Origin of the sequence: Cobetia sp. MMG027 (assembly GCF_027947415.1) — a bacterium.
Taxonomy (GTDB): Bacteria; Pseudomonadota; Gammaproteobacteria; order Pseudomonadales; family Halomonadaceae; genus Cobetia; species Cobetia marina.
This window is the reverse complement of the sequence record NZ_JAQJIO010000005.1, coordinates 44,221-59,916: the sequence shown is the minus strand read 5'-3', so window position 1 is coordinate 59,916 and position 15,696 is coordinate 44,221. Positions and strand designations below refer to the sequence as shown.

At 63.4% G+C, this 15,696-nt stretch carries 15 protein-coding genes; 8 read left to right on the top strand and 7 right to left on the bottom strand.

Annotated elements, in window-relative coordinates; all coding sequences use genetic code 11:
- Window positions 1-123 precede the first annotated feature (123 nt).
- From ugpB to PJK54_RS07700, 7 genes are all read left to right on the top strand, one after another.
- Window positions 124-1,488: a sn-glycerol-3-phosphate ABC transporter substrate-binding protein UgpB gene (ugpB, locus tag PJK54_RS07730; protein WP_373996113.1), complete on the top strand. Its 1,365-nt coding sequence runs from the start codon at window positions 124-126 to the stop codon at window positions 1,486-1,488.
- Between the two features lie 191 nt (window positions 1,489-1,679).
- Window positions 1,680-2,555, top strand: a complete 876-nt coding sequence (gene ugpA, locus PJK54_RS07725; protein ID WP_077371440.1) for a sn-glycerol-3-phosphate ABC transporter permease UgpA — start codon at window positions 1,680-1,682, stop codon at window positions 2,553-2,555.
- Entirely contained in the window at window positions 2,555-3,400 is an 846-nt protein-coding gene (ugpE, locus tag PJK54_RS07720) for a sn-glycerol-3-phosphate ABC transporter permease UgpE (RefSeq protein ID WP_077371437.1), read from the top strand. Before ugpA ends, ugpE begins: the two co-directional genes overlap by 1 nt.
- A 131-nt stretch (window positions 3,401-3,531) precedes the next feature.
- Window positions 3,532-4,641 carry a sn-glycerol-3-phosphate import ATP-binding protein UgpC gene (locus PJK54_RS07715; RefSeq protein WP_077371434.1) on the top strand — a complete coding sequence of 370 codons (1,110 nt, stop codon included), beginning with the start codon at window positions 3,532-3,534 and terminating at the stop codon, window positions 4,639-4,641.
- A gap of 192 nt (window positions 4,642-4,833) precedes the next feature.
- Window positions 4,834-5,625, top strand: coding sequence for a glycerophosphoryl diester phosphodiesterase (locus PJK54_RS07710; RefSeq protein ID WP_077371431.1), 792 nt, complete (start codon window positions 4,834-4,836; stop codon window positions 5,623-5,625).
- A 7-nt stretch (window positions 5,626-5,632) separates the two neighbouring features.
- Entirely contained in the window at window positions 5,633-6,418 is a 786-nt protein-coding gene (locus PJK54_RS07705; protein ID WP_170877338.1) for a DeoR/GlpR family DNA-binding transcription regulator, read from the top strand.
- Window positions 6,419-6,473: 55 nt separating this feature from the next.
- Window positions 6,474-7,283 (top strand): HAD-IIB family hydrolase, encoded by an 810-nt coding sequence (locus PJK54_RS07700; RefSeq protein WP_077373084.1) that lies wholly within the window; start codon window positions 6,474-6,476, stop codon window positions 7,281-7,283.
- A gap of 189 nt (window positions 7,284-7,472) precedes the next feature.
- On the opposite strand, the gene trpC is transcribed toward PJK54_RS07700, so the two are convergent.
- The 5 genes from trpC to PJK54_RS07675 form a co-directional block, all read right to left on the bottom strand.
- Entirely contained in the window at window positions 7,473-8,300 is an 828-nt protein-coding gene (gene trpC / locus PJK54_RS07695; protein WP_077371425.1) for an indole-3-glycerol phosphate synthase TrpC, read from the bottom strand.
- A complete protein-coding gene (trpD, locus tag PJK54_RS07690; protein WP_077371422.1) occupies window positions 8,300-9,346 on the bottom strand; it encodes an anthranilate phosphoribosyltransferase in 1,047 nt (348 codons plus the stop codon). Before trpD ends, trpC begins: the two co-directional genes overlap by 1 nt.
- 75 nt (window positions 9,347-9,421) lie before the next feature.
- The gene (locus PJK54_RS07685) at window positions 9,422-10,057 is read right to left on the bottom strand and encodes an anthranilate synthase component II (RefSeq protein WP_077371419.1); all 636 of its coding nucleotides are present in this window, start codon (window positions 10,055-10,057) and stop codon (window positions 9,422-9,424) included.
- 322 nt (window positions 10,058-10,379) lie between these two features.
- Window positions 10,380-11,867 (bottom strand): anthranilate synthase component I, encoded by a 1,488-nt coding sequence (gene trpE, locus PJK54_RS07680; RefSeq protein WP_077373081.1) that lies wholly within the window; start codon window positions 11,865-11,867, stop codon window positions 10,380-10,382.
- 107 nt (window positions 11,868-11,974) lie between these two features.
- Window positions 11,975-12,622: a phosphoglycolate phosphatase gene (locus PJK54_RS07675; protein WP_077373077.1), complete on the bottom strand. Its 648-nt coding sequence runs from the start codon at window positions 12,620-12,622 to the stop codon at window positions 11,975-11,977.
- Between the two features lie 466 nt (window positions 12,623-13,088).
- On the opposite strand from PJK54_RS07675, the gene PJK54_RS07670 reads away from it, so the two are divergent.
- Window positions 13,089-14,390, top strand: a complete 1,302-nt coding sequence (locus PJK54_RS07670; protein ID WP_077371416.1) for an NAD(P)/FAD-dependent oxidoreductase — start codon at window positions 13,089-13,091, stop codon at window positions 14,388-14,390.
- 79 nt (window positions 14,391-14,469) lie between these two features.
- Here the strand turns inward: PJK54_RS07670 and PJK54_RS07665 are convergent, their stop codons facing one another.
- Window positions 14,470-14,826 carry a GIY-YIG nuclease family protein gene (locus PJK54_RS07665; protein WP_077371413.1) on the bottom strand — a complete coding sequence of 119 codons (357 nt, stop codon included), beginning with the start codon at window positions 14,824-14,826 and terminating at the stop codon, window positions 14,470-14,472.
- A 7-nt stretch (window positions 14,827-14,833) separates the two neighbouring features.
- Entirely contained in the window at window positions 14,834-15,541 is a 708-nt protein-coding gene (rpe, locus tag PJK54_RS07660) for a ribulose-phosphate 3-epimerase (RefSeq protein ID WP_077373074.1), read from the bottom strand.
- Between the last annotated feature and the right edge of the window lie 155 nt (window positions 15,542-15,696).

Genomic DNA, 15,696 nt, shown 5'->3' with positions numbered 1-15,696 from the left:
CGCTTTTCGGACGATCATCATAAGAACAAAAAAATGTTCGCTTGATCGTTCGCCATCGATCGACAGCAGTCAGCCTGCGCGACTCCCACAAGGCTGACCAGGGACCCTCTCAGGAGCTCGACCATGCGCCGCCCTACCCATCACGCAATGCTCAACACCCGTGGCACCCGTCATCTTGCCAGCCTCGCGCTGGCAGTCGGTTTCGCGACCGCTTCCGCCAGTGCCTTGGCCGCCACCGAAGTCGAGTGGTGGCACGCCATGGGGGGCGGACTTGGCAAGAAAGTCGACGAGATCGCGGCCGACTTCAATGCAAGTCAGGATGAATTCGTCGTCAAGCCGGTCTTCAAGGGCAACTACTCCGAGACCATGACGTCCGCCATTGCCGCCTTCCGGGCCGGCAAGGGCCCGGACATCGTGCAGATCTTCGAGGTCGGCACCGCCACCATGATGAGCGCCAAGGGTGCCATCATGCCGGTCCATCAGCTGATGGCGGACTATGCACCGTCAGAAGGCGCGAGTTTCGATCCGAAGGCCTACCTGTCTTCCGTCACCGGCTACTACACCGACACCGAAGGCAAGATGCTGTCGATGCCGTTCAACTCCTCCACCCCGGTCACCTATTACAACAAGGACATGCTGGCCAAGGCCGGTGTCGAATCCGTGCCGGCCACCTGGCAGGAGCTGGGTGATGCCCTCAAGAAGGTCGTCGATTCCGGCGCGGGCAGCTGTGGCCTGACGACCACCTGGCCGTCCTGGGTGATGCTGGAGAACTTCTCGGCACGCAATGACGTGCCCTTCGCCAGCCAGGCCAATGGCTTCGCCGGCACCGATACCCGCCTTGAATTCAACAAGACCGCCGTGGTCGACCACATCCAGCGCCTCGACGACTGGCAGGCCGACAAGCGCTTCGTGTTCGGCGGTCGCTTCGATGACGCGGCGCCGAAGTTCTACTCCGGTGAGTGCGCGATGATGATGGGCTCCTCCGCCAGCTATGCCGGCGTCAAGGAAAGCGCCAAGGGCTTCGAGTTCGGCGTGGCACCGCTGCCCTACGACAGCGACGCGATCGAGACGCCGCAGAATTCCATCATCGGCGGCGCGTCACTGTGGGTGCTGTCCGGCCACAGCGATGAGGAATACCAGGGCGTCGCCAAGTTCTTCCAGTACCTCTCCAGGCCCGAAGTCCAGGCCGACTGGCACCAGTTCACCGGCTACCTGCCGATCACCACCGCCGCGGCGGAGCTGACACGTGAGCAGGGCTTCTACGCCGAGAATCCGGGCACTGACGTCGCCATCACCCAGATGACCTCCGTGACCCCGACCGAGAACTCCAAGGGCCTGCGTCTGGGCAACATGGTGCAGATACGTGACGTGATCAACGAAGAGCTCGAGAAGATCTTCGCTGGCAAGGAAAGCGTGCAGGACGGTCTCGATCAGGCTGTCGAGCGCGGCAACAAGCTGCTGGAGAAGTTCGAGCGCGCCAACGGCTGAACACCGCCACACCATGGTGGGCCGCCTGGGCGGCCCACCATGCCTGGATGCCAGAGAGCGGAAAGCGCACCCGATACCGGTGCCCTTTCCCTTCTCTCCCAGCTTGATGGCGCATGGTTGGCCGAATCCGCGCCGACCATGCGCACACGACTGACGTGATCAGTCCCTCTTCCTTGCGAGACCTCAGCTGCATGGCCCATTTCAATCGACATCCCTTCACGCCGTGGATCCTGCTGGCCCCCCAGCTGATCATCGTCGGCGTGTTCTTCTTCTGGCCGGCCCTCCAGGCCATCGAACAGGCTTTCTATATCGAGGATGCCTTCGGGCTTTCACGTGAATTTGCCGGACTTGCCAACTTCCTCGCGGTCCTCGGCGAAGCGGAATATCTGGAGACCCTGTGGACGACGGTCTACTTCTCGTTTGCCGTCGCCTTCGGCGCCATGGCACTCGCCCTTGGGCTGGCCGTGCTGGCAGACCGCGTGCTGCGTGGCGCCAGCACCTACAAGACCTTCCTCATCTGGCCCTATGCCGTCGCGCCTGCCGTGGCCGGCGTCCTGTGGCTGTTCCTGTTCGACCCGACGCTCGGCATCCTGCCGGAACTGCTGTCCGCCATCGGCATCGACTGGAATCACAACCTCAACGGCAATCAGGCCATGCTGCTGGTGGTACTGGCCTCGATCTGGAAACAGATGAGCTACAACTTCGTGTTCTTCCTCGCAGGTCTCCAGGCGATCCCCAAGAGCCTGCTGGAAGCGGCCGCCATGGATCGCGCCGGCCCCTGGCGACGTTTCTGGACCATCACCTTCCCGCTGCTCTCCCCGACCAGTTTCTTTCTGCTGGTGATGAACGTGGTCTACGCCTTCTTCGAGACCTTCGGCACCATCGATGCCACCACCTCGGGTGGTCCGGGCGGCTCGACGCGCACCCTGGTCTACAAGGTGTATGAAGACGGTTTCGTCGGTCAGGATCTGGGGTCGAGTGCCGCCCAGTCGGTGTTGTTGATGGTCATCGTCGGCGTGCTGACGCTGATCCAGTTCAAGTATGTCGAGAAGAAGGTGCAGTACTGATGCGCTACAACCGTCCCGGGCTTGATATCGCAAGCCATGCGCTCTTGATCGTCGGCTGCGCGCTGTTCTTCCTGCCGGTGTGGATCGCCTTCAGCGCCAGCACCCACGAGATGGGCGACCTCTACTCCAACGTCGCCCCCATCTGGATAGGCGAGGCAGGATTCGACAACTACCGCCACCTGCTGGAAGACCCCGTCAGCAGTCTCGGCGCCGACGTGATGACCCTGCTGTTCAATTCGATGCTGATGGCACTGGGCATCGCCATCGGCAAGATCATCATCTCGGTACTGGCGGCCTATGCGATCGTGTTCTTCGAGTTCCGCTTCCGCAAGCTGTGCTTCTGGCTGATCTTCATCACCCTGATGTTGCCGGTGGAGGTGCGCATCCTGCCGACCTTCAAGGTGGTGGCCGACCTCAACATGCTGGACAGCTATGCAGGCCTGATCCTGCCGCTGATCGCCAGCGCTACAGCGACCTTCCTGCTGCGCCAGTTTTATCTGACCATCCCGGCCGAACTGGTCGAGGCGGCACGCATCGATGGCGCCGGGCCGTGGCGCTTCCTCAAGGACATCCTGCTGCCGCTGTCGAAGACCAACATCGCGGCACTGTTCGTGATCATGTTCATCTACGGCTGGAATCAGTACCTGTGGCCGCTGCTGATCACCACGGATGCCGACTACCTGACCATCGTCGTCAGCCTCAAGCGCATGCTGACCACCGGCGACGGCCTGGTGCCGTGGCAGGACGTCACCGCCACCACGCTGCTGGCCATGGGGCCGCCGGTGCTGGTGATCCTGTTCATGCAGCGCTACTTCATCAAGGGGCTGGTGGACAGCGAGAAGTGACCTCCTCTCGCCCCGGCACCTCGTGATTCGCGCCCATTTTACCTGACGCCTTGCGCCCGGCCACCTGATTCCGTTCCGCCGTGATGGGCCGCTCTCACGCCTGTCACGGCACCGCTTTGGATATTCATCTCATGGCAACACTGACACTCAAGCAGCTCAAGAAGCAGTACCCCAATGGCTACCAGGCCCTGCACGGCATCGACCTGGAGTTCGGTGAGGGCGAGCTGATCGTCATCGTCGGCCCTTCCGGGTGCGGCAAGTCCACCCTGCTGCGCACCCTGGCGGGGCTCGAGGATATCTCCGAAGGCGATCTGGAGATCAACGGCAAGCGCGTCAATGACCTGGAGCCCGCCGAGCGCGATATCGCGATGGTGTTCCAGAACTATGCGCTCTACCCGCACATGAGCGTGTTCGACAACATGGCCTACGGCCTCAGGAACCGTCGCACGCCCAAGGACGAGATCCAGCGTCGCGTCAGCGAGGCCGCCGAACTGCTGGGTCTGACCGAACTGCTCGACCGTCGTCCCAAGCAGCTCTCCGGCGGTCAGCGTCAGCGTGTCGCCATGGGGCGCGCCATCGTGCGCAAGCCGCAGGTATTCCTGTTCGATGAGCCACTCTCGAATCTCGATGCCAAGCTGCGCGTGCAGATGCGCCTCGAGATCCGCCGCCTGCAAAAACGCCTCAAGGTCACCTCCGTCTATGTCACCCATGACCAGACCGAGGCCATGACCCTGGCAGACCGCCTGGTGGTGATGAATGGCGGCCACGTCGAACAGTTCGGCACGCCGATGGCGCTCTATGACCGACCCGCCAGCCAGTTCGTCGCCGGCTTCATCGGCTCGCCTGCCATGAACTTCCTGAGCGCCACCCGTACGGAGGCAGGCCTCTCGCTGCCCTGCGGCGCGCGCCTGGCATTGCGACCGGCGGCCAGAGAACACGAGGCGACTCCCATGGACGCCGCACTGACGTTGGGCATCCGCCCGGAACATCTCGAGGTTCTGCAGCCGGACAGCCCGCTGCCACCGGGTGCCGCGGAGCTTGTGGCCCGCATCGAGCTGGTCGAGCCACTGGGCGCGGACACCCTGGCGTACTGCCGACTGGACGGCCAGGCGGAGCCGCTGGTGGTGAGACTGGACGGCGAGCATGCCGTCGCCGAGGAGCAATGCCTGCGCCTGGCCATTCCGCCTGCACGCGCGCATCTGTTCGGTGCGGATGGCAAGCGCCTGACAACTCACGAGTGATGGAGCACCTGGCCTGCGCACGAGTCGCCACAGCGAAACCTGCAGCAGGACCTGGAGCGGAACCTGTCGCGAAAGGCACATGCACACAAAAGTGATTGCCCCCGTAGCGTCATCATCGGATGGTAACAAGGACACGCCGGGTGCTCGTCCTGACGCGTCGAGCCTGACACCATCCACCAACGAGGTTCATCGATGTCATCATCTTTCTCCCACGGCACATCACTTGCATTGCCAATGACCATCGCTCACCGCGGGTTGTCCGCCTATGCGCCGGAAAACACGCTCAGCGCCATTCGCGCCGCCCACGAGGCCGGCCACCAATGGGTGGAGCTGGATGTCCAGCTGCTCAAGGATGGCACTCCTGTCATCTGGCACGATGCCAGCGTCAATCGTTGCTCCGATGGGCGTGGGCGGCTGAGAAACCTGGATCTGGCAGCGGCCCGGGCGCTGGATGTGGGCAGCTGGTTCAGTGCCCGCTTTGCCGGGGAACGCATGGCGACACTCGAGGAAGCCCTGGCATTGATCGCCTCGCTGGGCATGGGGCTCAATCTCGAGCTCAAGCTGAGTCCGGGGCACGACACTCGAGCACTGGTCGAGAAAGTCGTGCCCCTGGCGGTCGAGGCGCTGCCCGTCGGGCGACTGATTCTCTCGTCATTCGACCCGCAAGCCCTGCGCATGAGCCGGGAACGTGACGGCAAGGTGATGATCGGGCTGCTCTACGACGCCATTCCCGATGACTGGGAGGCATTGGCCGAGGACGTGCAGGCAGTCACCGTACATGCGGACTGGCGTGCACTGACACGTGTCGCGGCAAGTCGCGTCACGGCCACCCAGCGCAAGCTGCTCTGCTACACGCCCAACGATGCCGCGGCCTTCTCCCCTCGCTGGGCCTGGGGGGTCAGTGCCGTCATCAGCGATGACCCCGGTATCTTCTCCGAGCAGGACCTTGCGCAATCTCCCTGTACCGAACGCACCTTGTCGTGAGATCGCCATGAGCCAGTCACTGGAGACATTGAGCCCGCGCCAACTGCGCATTCTCGAGCGCCTGGCGCGGGACGGCCAATTGAGCGTCGAGCCGCTGGCCGTGGACTTCGAGGTCACACCGCAGACCATACGCCGCGATCTCGGCGTGCTGTGTGATCTCGGACTGGCGCGACGGCGTCATGGCGGCATCGAACGTCCGCTGGGTGGACACAATCTGGGCCACACCCAGCGCAGCATGCTGGCAAGACCGGCCAAGCAGGCCATGGCGGCCCAGGTCGTCGCCGAGATACCCGATGGCGCCTCGCTGGCACTGGGAATCGGCACCAGCGTGGTGGCTGTCGCCGAGGCACTGATCGCCCGGCGCGGCCTGCGCGTGATCACCAACAACCTGCAGGTGGCACAAGCGCTTTCCAGCCACCCGGATGTCAGCGTGCAGCTTGCCGAGGGCCAGCTTCGCTCTCGGGATCTCGATGTGGTCGGCAGCGCCACCGTGGCCTTCTTCACCCGACATCAGGTGGACATCGCCGTGCTGGGATGTGGCGGGCTGGATGCCGAGGGGCTGCTGGATTTCGACCCTGAAGAGGCCGCCGTCAGTCGCGCCCTGCTCAGGCATGCCAGACGCCGCATCCTGGTCACCGATGCCAGCAAGTGGGGGCGTGCCGCCATGTGCCGGATCGGCCCGCTCACCGATATCGATCTGCTGATCACCGACAGCCCCCCACACGCCAGCGAGCACCAGATGGCGTTGACCGAGGCGGAGGCTCACTCACTGCAGGTGATGTACCGCCAATGAATCACCCAGCCCCCGCCCCTGTGGCCCACCGCTCACGAGGATGATCGGAATCACCATGCAAGCCTTCGCTCACTGCCCAGCCACCACCCTGTCCGGCATTCGCTACCTGCTGACCGACATCGATGACACCCTCACCCGGGAAGGGCGACTCAATGCCTCGACATTGGCGGCACTCGAGCGTCTGGAAGCAGCCGGCATCAAGGTCATTCCGGTCACGGGCGGCTGTGCCGGCTGGTGCGATCATATCGCCAGGGCCTGGCCAGTGGCCGCCGTGATCGGGGAGAACGGCGCCTTCGCCTTTCAGCGCCAGGGGCAGCGGATACTCACGACCTGGTGGGAGGACGAAGCACGCCTGCGCGCGCGTCAACGCCATGTGATGACGGTGGCGCGCCAGCTGCTGCTCAATCACCCCCAGGCCGCGCTGGCCCAGGACCAGCCCTTCCGCTACGCGGATGTCGCGGTGGACCACTGTCAGGCCGTCAGCCCGCTGTCGCAGGCACAGATCCACGCCATCATCGCCGGCTTCACGGCCGCCGGCATTCAGGCGCGTGCCAGCTCCATCCATATCAATGCCTGGCAGGGTGACTTCGATAAGGCACGCATGGCCGTGCGTGTCCTGACCGAGACCTTCGGACTGGACCGCATGCAACTGGAACAGGAGGTGATGTACGTCGGCGATGCTCCCAATGACGCGCCGATGTTCGCTACCTTCCGGCATACCGTGGGCGTCGCCAATATCCTCAAGCATCGTGCAGCGCTGGGCTGGGAGCCCGCCTGGCTGACCCGCCACGGTCATGGCGCCGGGGTCGAGGAAATCGCCGATGCCCTGCTCGGGTCACATGCGGCCATCGACAGCGGACACTGAGACTGCCGAGCGGCTGCACTGGTCGTACTGAGCCTGTCAGACCGAGTCCTTCGAGCTGAGCCCGTCGAACTGTGCCCGTCGGACTGAGCTCACCAAGCTTGACCTGGTGACATAAAAAAGCCCGTCTCGGCATACCGAGACGGGCTTTTGTTATCTTCAAGATAACAATGTCAACAAAGAACAGACTGCCTACTGTGGAAAGAACAGCCCACGCAAGCCTTCACCTGGGTCTTCGAAGCGCATGAAGGCCTCGCCCACCAGGAAGCCGTGGACACCACGGTCACGCATCTTCGCCACATTTTCACGGGTGTGGATACCTGATTCGGTCACGACGCGCACTCCCGATGGCATGTCGGTCAACAGGTCCAGCGTCGTCTCCAGTGAGGTCTCGAAGCTACGCAGATCACGGTTGTTGATTCCGACCAGCTCGATCCCCAGCGCCAGCGCACGCTTGAGCTCATCGCCATCATGCACCTCGACCAGCACATCCATGCCCAGCTCTCGTGCCTGATCATGCAGAGCACTCAGGCGTGCATCGTCCAGTGCCGCGACGATCAGCAGAATACAGTCGGCACCGATGGCACGCGCCTCGAGCACCTGATAGGGATGAATGATGAAGTCCTTGCGGATCACCGGGATCGAGACGGCGTCGCGCGCCTCGATCATGAAGTCCTCATGCCCCTGGAAGAAGTCGGCATCGGTCAGCACCGACAGGCAGGCAGCGCCGGCCTGCTCATATGCCACGGCGATCTCGGCCGGCGCGAAGTCTTCACGAATCACGCCCTTGGAGGGAGAGGCCTTCTTCACCTCGGCGATGATGGCCGGCTCACCGCGATCGATCCGAGATGTCAGCGCCTTGATGAAACCACGCGGCGCGCTCTGCTTCTCGATCAGCGCCTGAAGATCCGCCTCGCCCACCGCCGCACTGCGCTCGGCGATCTCCTCTTCCTTGCGCGCCAGAATTCTGGCCAGGATGGTCGGCAGCGCCTTGTCAGTCGTCTGTTGCTCGGTACTCATCAGCGGGTCGCTCCTTCATCATTGACCTGGGCGTAGACACGGGTGAAATCGGCAAGCTCCTTCATCTTCTCGAAGGGCAGCTTGCTGGCCTGCACGTCCTCGGCAATATTGACGCCTTCCTTGAGACTGTCTGCGATACCGGCCACGTACAGGGCCGCGCCGGCATTGAGCGCCACGATATCGCTGGCCGGCCCCTCGTCTCCGCGCAGTGCCTGCTGCACCAGCTTCAAGCTGTCGGCAGACGTCGCGACTGCCAGCGAATCCAGCGACTGGCGCGCGATACCGAAGTCTTCCGGCGCGATGCGGTATTCGCGGATCTCGCCATCCTTGAGCTCATTGACCAGGGTCGGCGCCGCCAGCGAGATCTCGTCCAGACCGTCATCGCTGTGCACCACCAGCACATGCTCGGCCCCGAGACGCTTGAGCACCTCGGCCATCAGCGGCACCAGCGCGGGGTCATACACGCCGAGCACCTGACGGGTAGCGCCAGCCGGATTGGTCAGCGGACCCAGGATGTTGAACATGGTGCGCACCCCCATCTCGCGACGCGGACCGATCACATGCTTCATGGCAGCATGATGATTGGGCGCGAACATGAAGCCGACCCCGATATCATCGATGCAGCGCGCGACCTGTTCGGCATTCAGTGCCAGATGGATGCCAGCCGATTCGAGCAGATCCGCACTGCCGGACGACGAGGAGACACTGCGGTTGCCATGCTTGGCCACATGCCCACCGGCCGCTGCCACGACGAAACTTGCGGCAGTGGAGACATTGAACAGATTGGCCCCATCTCCGCCGGTACCCACGATGTCCACCGCATCGGTGGCGCGCACCGTGACTCGCGCCATCAATTCACGCATCACCTGCGCGGCAGCGGCCAGCTCATCGACCGTCTCGCCTTTCATCGACAGGGCCATCAACAGTGCCCCTATCTGCGCCTGGGTTGCCTCGCCGGTCATGATGGCCGTCATGACCGCATGAGTGTCGTCGTAGCTCAGGTGCTGGCGGCGCATCACGGCGCCAATCGCCTCACGCATCTGCATGTTGTGTCTCCGCAGACGCCAGCCTCGGCGGCTGACGCATGAAAATGAAATATGACTCTTGCGATCTGCATCCGCTCAAGCGGCTTTCTCGACCTCGCCGCGACGCAGGAAGTTAGCCAGAAGCTCATGACCCTGCAATGTGAGGATCGACTCGGGGTGGAACTGCACACCCTCGACATCCAGCTCGCGGTGGCGCAGCCCCATGATCAGCTGCGGGGTGACATCGTCATCTCCCGTCCAGCTGGTGACGACAAGACACTCAGGCAGGCTGTCGCGCTCGACGACCAGCGAGTGATAACGCGTGACTTCCAGCGGCTCGGCCAACGCGGCGAAGACGCCACTGTTGTCGTGATGGACGGCGGAGGTCTTGCCATGCATCACCTGAGGGGCACGCACCACCTTGCCACCGTAGACCTGACCGATGGCCTGATGGCCGAGACAGACCCCCAGGATCGGCAGCTTGCCGGCAAAGTGACGGATGACGTCCAGGGTAATCCCGGCCTCATTGGGCGTGCACGGCCCCGGCCCCAGCACCAGATGCGTGGCACCGAGCGCCTCGATCTGCTCGAGCGTGATGGCGTCATTGCGCACGGTCAGCACTTCGGCCCCAAGCTCGCTCAGATACTGGACGATGTTGTAGGTGAAGCTGTCAAAGTTGTCGATCATCAGCACGCGTGGCGCGCTGGCGTCCTGCGAAGTGAATGCCTGCATGGTCAGTGTCCATTCTCGGGAGCGGATCCGTGCCGTGATTCACCGGCCTGCCCGCCCTCCTTTGGTGTCGTTCCCGCCGTCCAGCAACAAAAATGCCGCCCTGGTCGGCGGCATTCTTCTGGTCGTACGTCCTCGAACTTCAGACATGCGAAAGCCGCCCCGTTTTCAGGAGCGCCACCACTGCTGGCTGAGGTCGTGCGGGTTACGTAGCGTCATGGGTCAATAGTGCGTTGAGCCGTTGGGAGTGTCAATCACATGCGACATTGCAGGGAGCGGCCCCGCAAGGCCGCCGGGCCACTCCCTGTCGTGCATGGCGCGGCATTCAGTCCAGGTTGTCCAGGCCACGCTCCGCCATCGCCACGGCACGGAACAGCGCACGCCCCTTGTTGAGGGTCTCGTCCCACTCGGACTGCGGGACGGAATCCGCGACCACCCCGGCACCGGCCTGGACGTGAAGCACCTGATCCTTGAGCACGGCGGTACGGATCGCGATCGCGGTATCCATGTTGCCGTGCCAGGAGAGATAGCCCACCGCACCCGAGTAGATGCCACGCTTGACCGGCTCCAGCTCGTCGATGATCTCCATGGCGCGAATCTTCGGCGCGCCGGACAGCGTGCCCGCCGGGAAGGTGGCACGCAGCACGTCCATCGGCCCCAGCCCTTCCTTCAGCTTGCCGGTGACGTTGGAGACGATGTGCATGACGTGGGAGTAGCGTTCCACCACCATCTGGTCCGTCACCTTGACGCTACCGGTCTGACTGATGCGCCCGGCATCGTTGCGGCCCAGGTCGATCAGCATCAGGTGCTCGGCGATTTCCTTGGGGTCCGAGAGCAGATCCTTCTCGAGCGCCAGATCCTCCTCTTCGGTGGCACCGCGTACGCGCGTCCCGGCAATGGGACGCACCGCGACTTCACCATCCTCGAGACGCGAGAGAATCTCGGGCGACGAGCCGATGACGTGATGGTCATCCAGATTGAAGAAGAACATGTACGGCGAGGGATTCAGACTGCGCAGCGCACGATAGAGATCCAACGGCGCGGCACGGTAGGGAATCGACATGCGCTGGGACGGCACGCACTGCATGACATCACCGGCCAGCACGTATTCCTTGATTTTCTCGACCGCGCCCTTGAAGCCTTCCTCGGTGAAGCCGGAAGTGAAATCGGTCTCCTGGACCGGATCACCGCCGGTGCCGGGGCTGACGGTATTCAGCGTGGCGCTGCGCAGCTGGATCTCGAGGCGCTCGAGACGCTCGCAGGCTGCCTCGAAGGCATTGGGTGTCTCGGGGTCGGCATGGGTCAGCAACGTCAGGCGGCCAGAGAGATTGTCGAAGATCACCAGCTCGTCGGCCACCATCAACAGGATATCCGGCACGCCCAGCGGGTCCGGCTTCTCGACGCCCCGCAGGCGCGGTTCGATGTAGCGCACGGTGTCATAGCCGAAGTAGCCGACCAGCCCGCCATTGAAGCGCGGTGCGCCCTCGATGACCGGCACCCGGAAGCGCGTCTGGAACTGCTCGATCCACTCGAGCGGATCTTCCACCTCGGTCATGCCGGTCTGCTCGCCATTGACCAGATGCGCCACGACCTGACCACGCACCTCGATGCGCTCACGGCACGGCAAGCCGATGATCGAATAGCGCCCCCACTTCTCGCCGCCCTGCACGGACTCCAGCAGGAAGGTCCACGGCATGTCAGCCAGCTTGAGATAGGTGGACAGCGGTGTGTCGAGGTCCGCCAGCACGTCACGAGTAACGGGAATGCGGTTGTAGCCTGCCTCGGCCAGTTCAGCGAAGTGTTGTGGGGTCATCATGACCTGCAGTTCCTTCCACGGAGGGGGCGTTGCCGGTACGCGACCGGCTTGTCTGGCGTCAGTCTATCATCGCGTGCCGGTGGCGGCAGCGCTGTCTGGCAGGCTCAGCCTGCGACGACCAGCTCGGCCAGGGACTCGACGATGTGATCCGGATGACTGCGCGCGATCGGCTCACCGTGGTTGTAGCCGTAGGGCACCGCCAGCGTCCGGAAACCGGCGGCGCGACCTGCCGCGATATCGTGACGTGAATCCCCGACCATCAACGCCTCCCGCGGCGCGACCCCCAGGCGCTCGGCCGCGAACAGCAACGGCGCGGGGTCCGGCTTGCGCGTCGGCAGGCTGTCGCCGCCCAACGCCAGCGCGAAGTGTTCCGCCAGCGAGAAATGCGAGAGCAGCGGTTCGATGAAGGTTTCCGGCTTGTTGGTGATCAGCACCACGACCACACCGGCCTGGTGCAACCCCTCCAGACAGTCACGCGCACCCGGATATAGCCGTGTACGCGAGCTGGGGTCCGCGGCGTAATGCGCCAGGAAGCACTGATGCGCGCGCTCGACCCGCGTCAGATCATCCGTCGCCAGACCATGCGCCTCAAGCGCTCGCTCCACCAGCACCCGCGCGCCATTGCCGACGAAGTCGCGCACGCGGTCTTCCCCGAGTGCCGACAAGCCTTCATCGACCAGCATCCTGTCGATCGCGTTGGCAAGATCCGGCACCGAGTCGATCAAGGTGCCATCCAGATCGAAGGCCACCATCTTGATGCCCCGCAATGCCGGATGCGCCAGCCCGTGATCGAGGCTCTGTACCTGCTCGGGTCGGGGCCCGAGAGCGTCCCCGCCACGCGCGGTATCGCAGGGCGTGGAAGTGGAATGAGACGCGGTCTGGACAGACGCCTCGTCGGAAGTCTGCATTACCGTCTTTTCGCTCACCTGGCCTCCTGAGATCACTCGCTGAATCCGGCTGTCACGGGACGAGAATCGTCCGCCATTCATCCACGCAACGCATGGTTTCATCTGTTTTGTTGGAAAAATCCGTAAAAAAATTACATTCCTTCACCCTGCCACTATTAGCACGCCAGCGGTCACGTTACCATAGCGCCATTCAGTCGACCGTCCCTCCGGGTGTGGCGCCAGTGACAACGAAAAAACGCGCAACCCGACGCTCCGGCGACAGCCAGTTTCTGCTTGTCCTTTTCGATCTTGTCACTCTCAGGAGCTCTCCATGGCTATTCCCCGCATCGTGGTTGTCGGCGGTGGCGCCGGCGGTCTGGAACTTGTCACCAAGCTTGGCCACAAGCTGGGTCGCAAGAAGAAAGCCGAAATCATCCTCATCGATCGCAATTCCACGCATATCTGGAAGCCTCTGCTGCACGAAGTGGCCACCGGCGTGCTGGATTCCGGTCTTGATGAGGTGTCCTACCAGGGCCATTCCAAGGCCCACGGCTACAAGTTCCAACGCGGGACTCTCGAAAGCCTGGAGCGCGAAGAGAAGCAGCTGACACTGGCGGCCATCCACGATGCCAACGGCACCGTACTGCTGCCCTCGCGCACCCTGAGCTATGACTATCTGGTGCTGTCGCTGGGCAGCGTGTCCAACGACTTCGGTACCCAGGGCGTCGCCGAGCACTGTCACTTCCTGGACAGCCCGCAGCAGGCCGAGAAGTTCCGTCGCGACATGCTCGACACCTTCCTGCGCTTCAGCGCCAATGGCGACAAGTGTGAGCGACAGCAGCTCAACGTCGCCATCATCGGCGCCGGCGCGACCGGGGTCGAACTGTCCGCCGAGCTGTTCGATGCCTCAAAGATGCTGCACAGCTATGGCTTCTCCTCGCTGGAGGATCGTCAGGTCAAGGTGCATCTGATCGAGGCCGCTCCCCGCATCCTGCCGGCCCTGCCGGAGCGCATCGGCAAGCCGGTCGCCAAGGAGCTGACCCGCCTCGGTGTGGACATCCACACTGACACCCGCGTGACCTGTGCCGACGAACGCGGCATCACCACGGCCGATGGCACTCTGATCGAGGCGGATCTGAGCGTATGGGCCGCCGGTATCCGGGCGCCGTCCTTCCTGTCGGAGCTGGGCCTGTCCACCGAGCGCAACCACCAGGTCAAGGTCCACCAGACCATGCAGAGCATCGACGATGACGCCATCTTCGCGCTCGGCGATTGCGCCAGCTGCCCGCAGCCGGATGACAAGCGCGTGCCGCCACGCGCCCAGGCCGCTCACCAGCAGGCCAGTCTGATGGTCAAGAACCTGCGTGCGGCAATGGACAACAAGCCGCTGAAGGAATTCGTGTTCAAGGATCACGGCTCGCTGATCTCGCTGGCGCACTTCGATGCCGTCGGCTCGCTGATGCGCGGCGCCTCCGCGCGCTCGCTGTTCATCGAAGGCCGCCTGGCCAAGTTCTTCTACGCCTCGCTGTATCGCATGCACCAGATGGCGATCCACGGCGTGATCAAGACCGGCATGACCGTGATCGTGGATGGCCTGAATCGCTACCTGCGTCCGAAGATGAAGCTGCACTGATCACCTGTTCAGAACGAAAAACGCCCCCGACGGTCTCCGTCGGGGGCGTTTTCATTCAGGCACTTGTGCGTTCAGGCACTTACCCGAGCAGGCTCTCAAGCGTCAGTTCGCCGGCAATCAGGCGCCGCTTGGCGGAGACACTCAGCTGCTTGACGCGGTACTCGAGCTTGAGCGCCCGCGAGCGATCCCCGACCGCCTGTTGATAACACAACGTCAAGGGCCCCTTGCCACGCAGGGCACGCGCGCCCCGCTTGCCGCCGGCATGCTCGCTCAGGCGACGCGTCACATCGGTACTGATGCCGGTATAGAGGCGCCCCTGGGCCGTCTCGAGGACATACAGCCACCACTCGGATGACGTCTCGCCCGTCTGCGCCGCCGCGTCCGCGACACGCGGTTCTCCCGGCACAGTCGCTTCCGGCACAGTCGCTTCCGGCATGGCCGGATCAGCCACGCACGCTGGCAAGCTCGGCACGCAGTTTCGCCAGCACGCTGTCATAGCGGTTGGCATCGCTGTCGCTGCGCGCATTGAAGATGGCGGAACCCGCGACGAAGGTGTCAGCCCCGGCACGCGCGATCTCGGCGATGTTGTCGACCTTCACGCCACCATCGATCTCGAGACGGATGTTGTAGCCGGAGGCATCGATGCGCCGGCGCGCTTCACGCAGCTTGTCCAGCGTTCCGGGGATGAAGGACTGCCCGCCGAAGCCCGGATTGACGCTCATCAGAAGGATCATGTCGACCTTGTCCATCACGTAATCGAGATAGGACAGCGGCGTGGCCGGATTGAACACCAGGCCGGACTTGCAGCCCGCGTCACGGATCAGTTGCAGCGAGCGATCGACGTGATCGGAGGCTTCCGGATGGAAGGTGATGAAGCTGGCGCCTGCCTCGGCGAAGTCGCCGATCATGCGATCCACCGGGGTGACCATCAGGTGCGCATCGATCTCTGCCGTGATGCCATAGTCGCGCAGCGCCTTGCACACCATCGGACCGATGGTGAGGTTGGGCACGTAATGATTGTCCATCACGTCGAAGTGCACGATATCCGCACCGGACGCCAGCACATCCTCGACTTCCTGCCCCAGGCGGGCGAAGTCGGCAGACAGGATCGACGGGGCAATCTTGAAATCATTCGGCAGTAGATCAGACATGTCATCAGGCGCCATCAGCAAGTGGAAGAGGCATTTTACGTCACCCTCTCACAAAAGACAGGCACTGTGTGAAGCGTCAGGCTGTCCCGGCACCAGCGCTTGCGTTCCCCTCTGCGCGACGGACGCCGTCGTCATCGAGGTTGAAATTGGTGCAT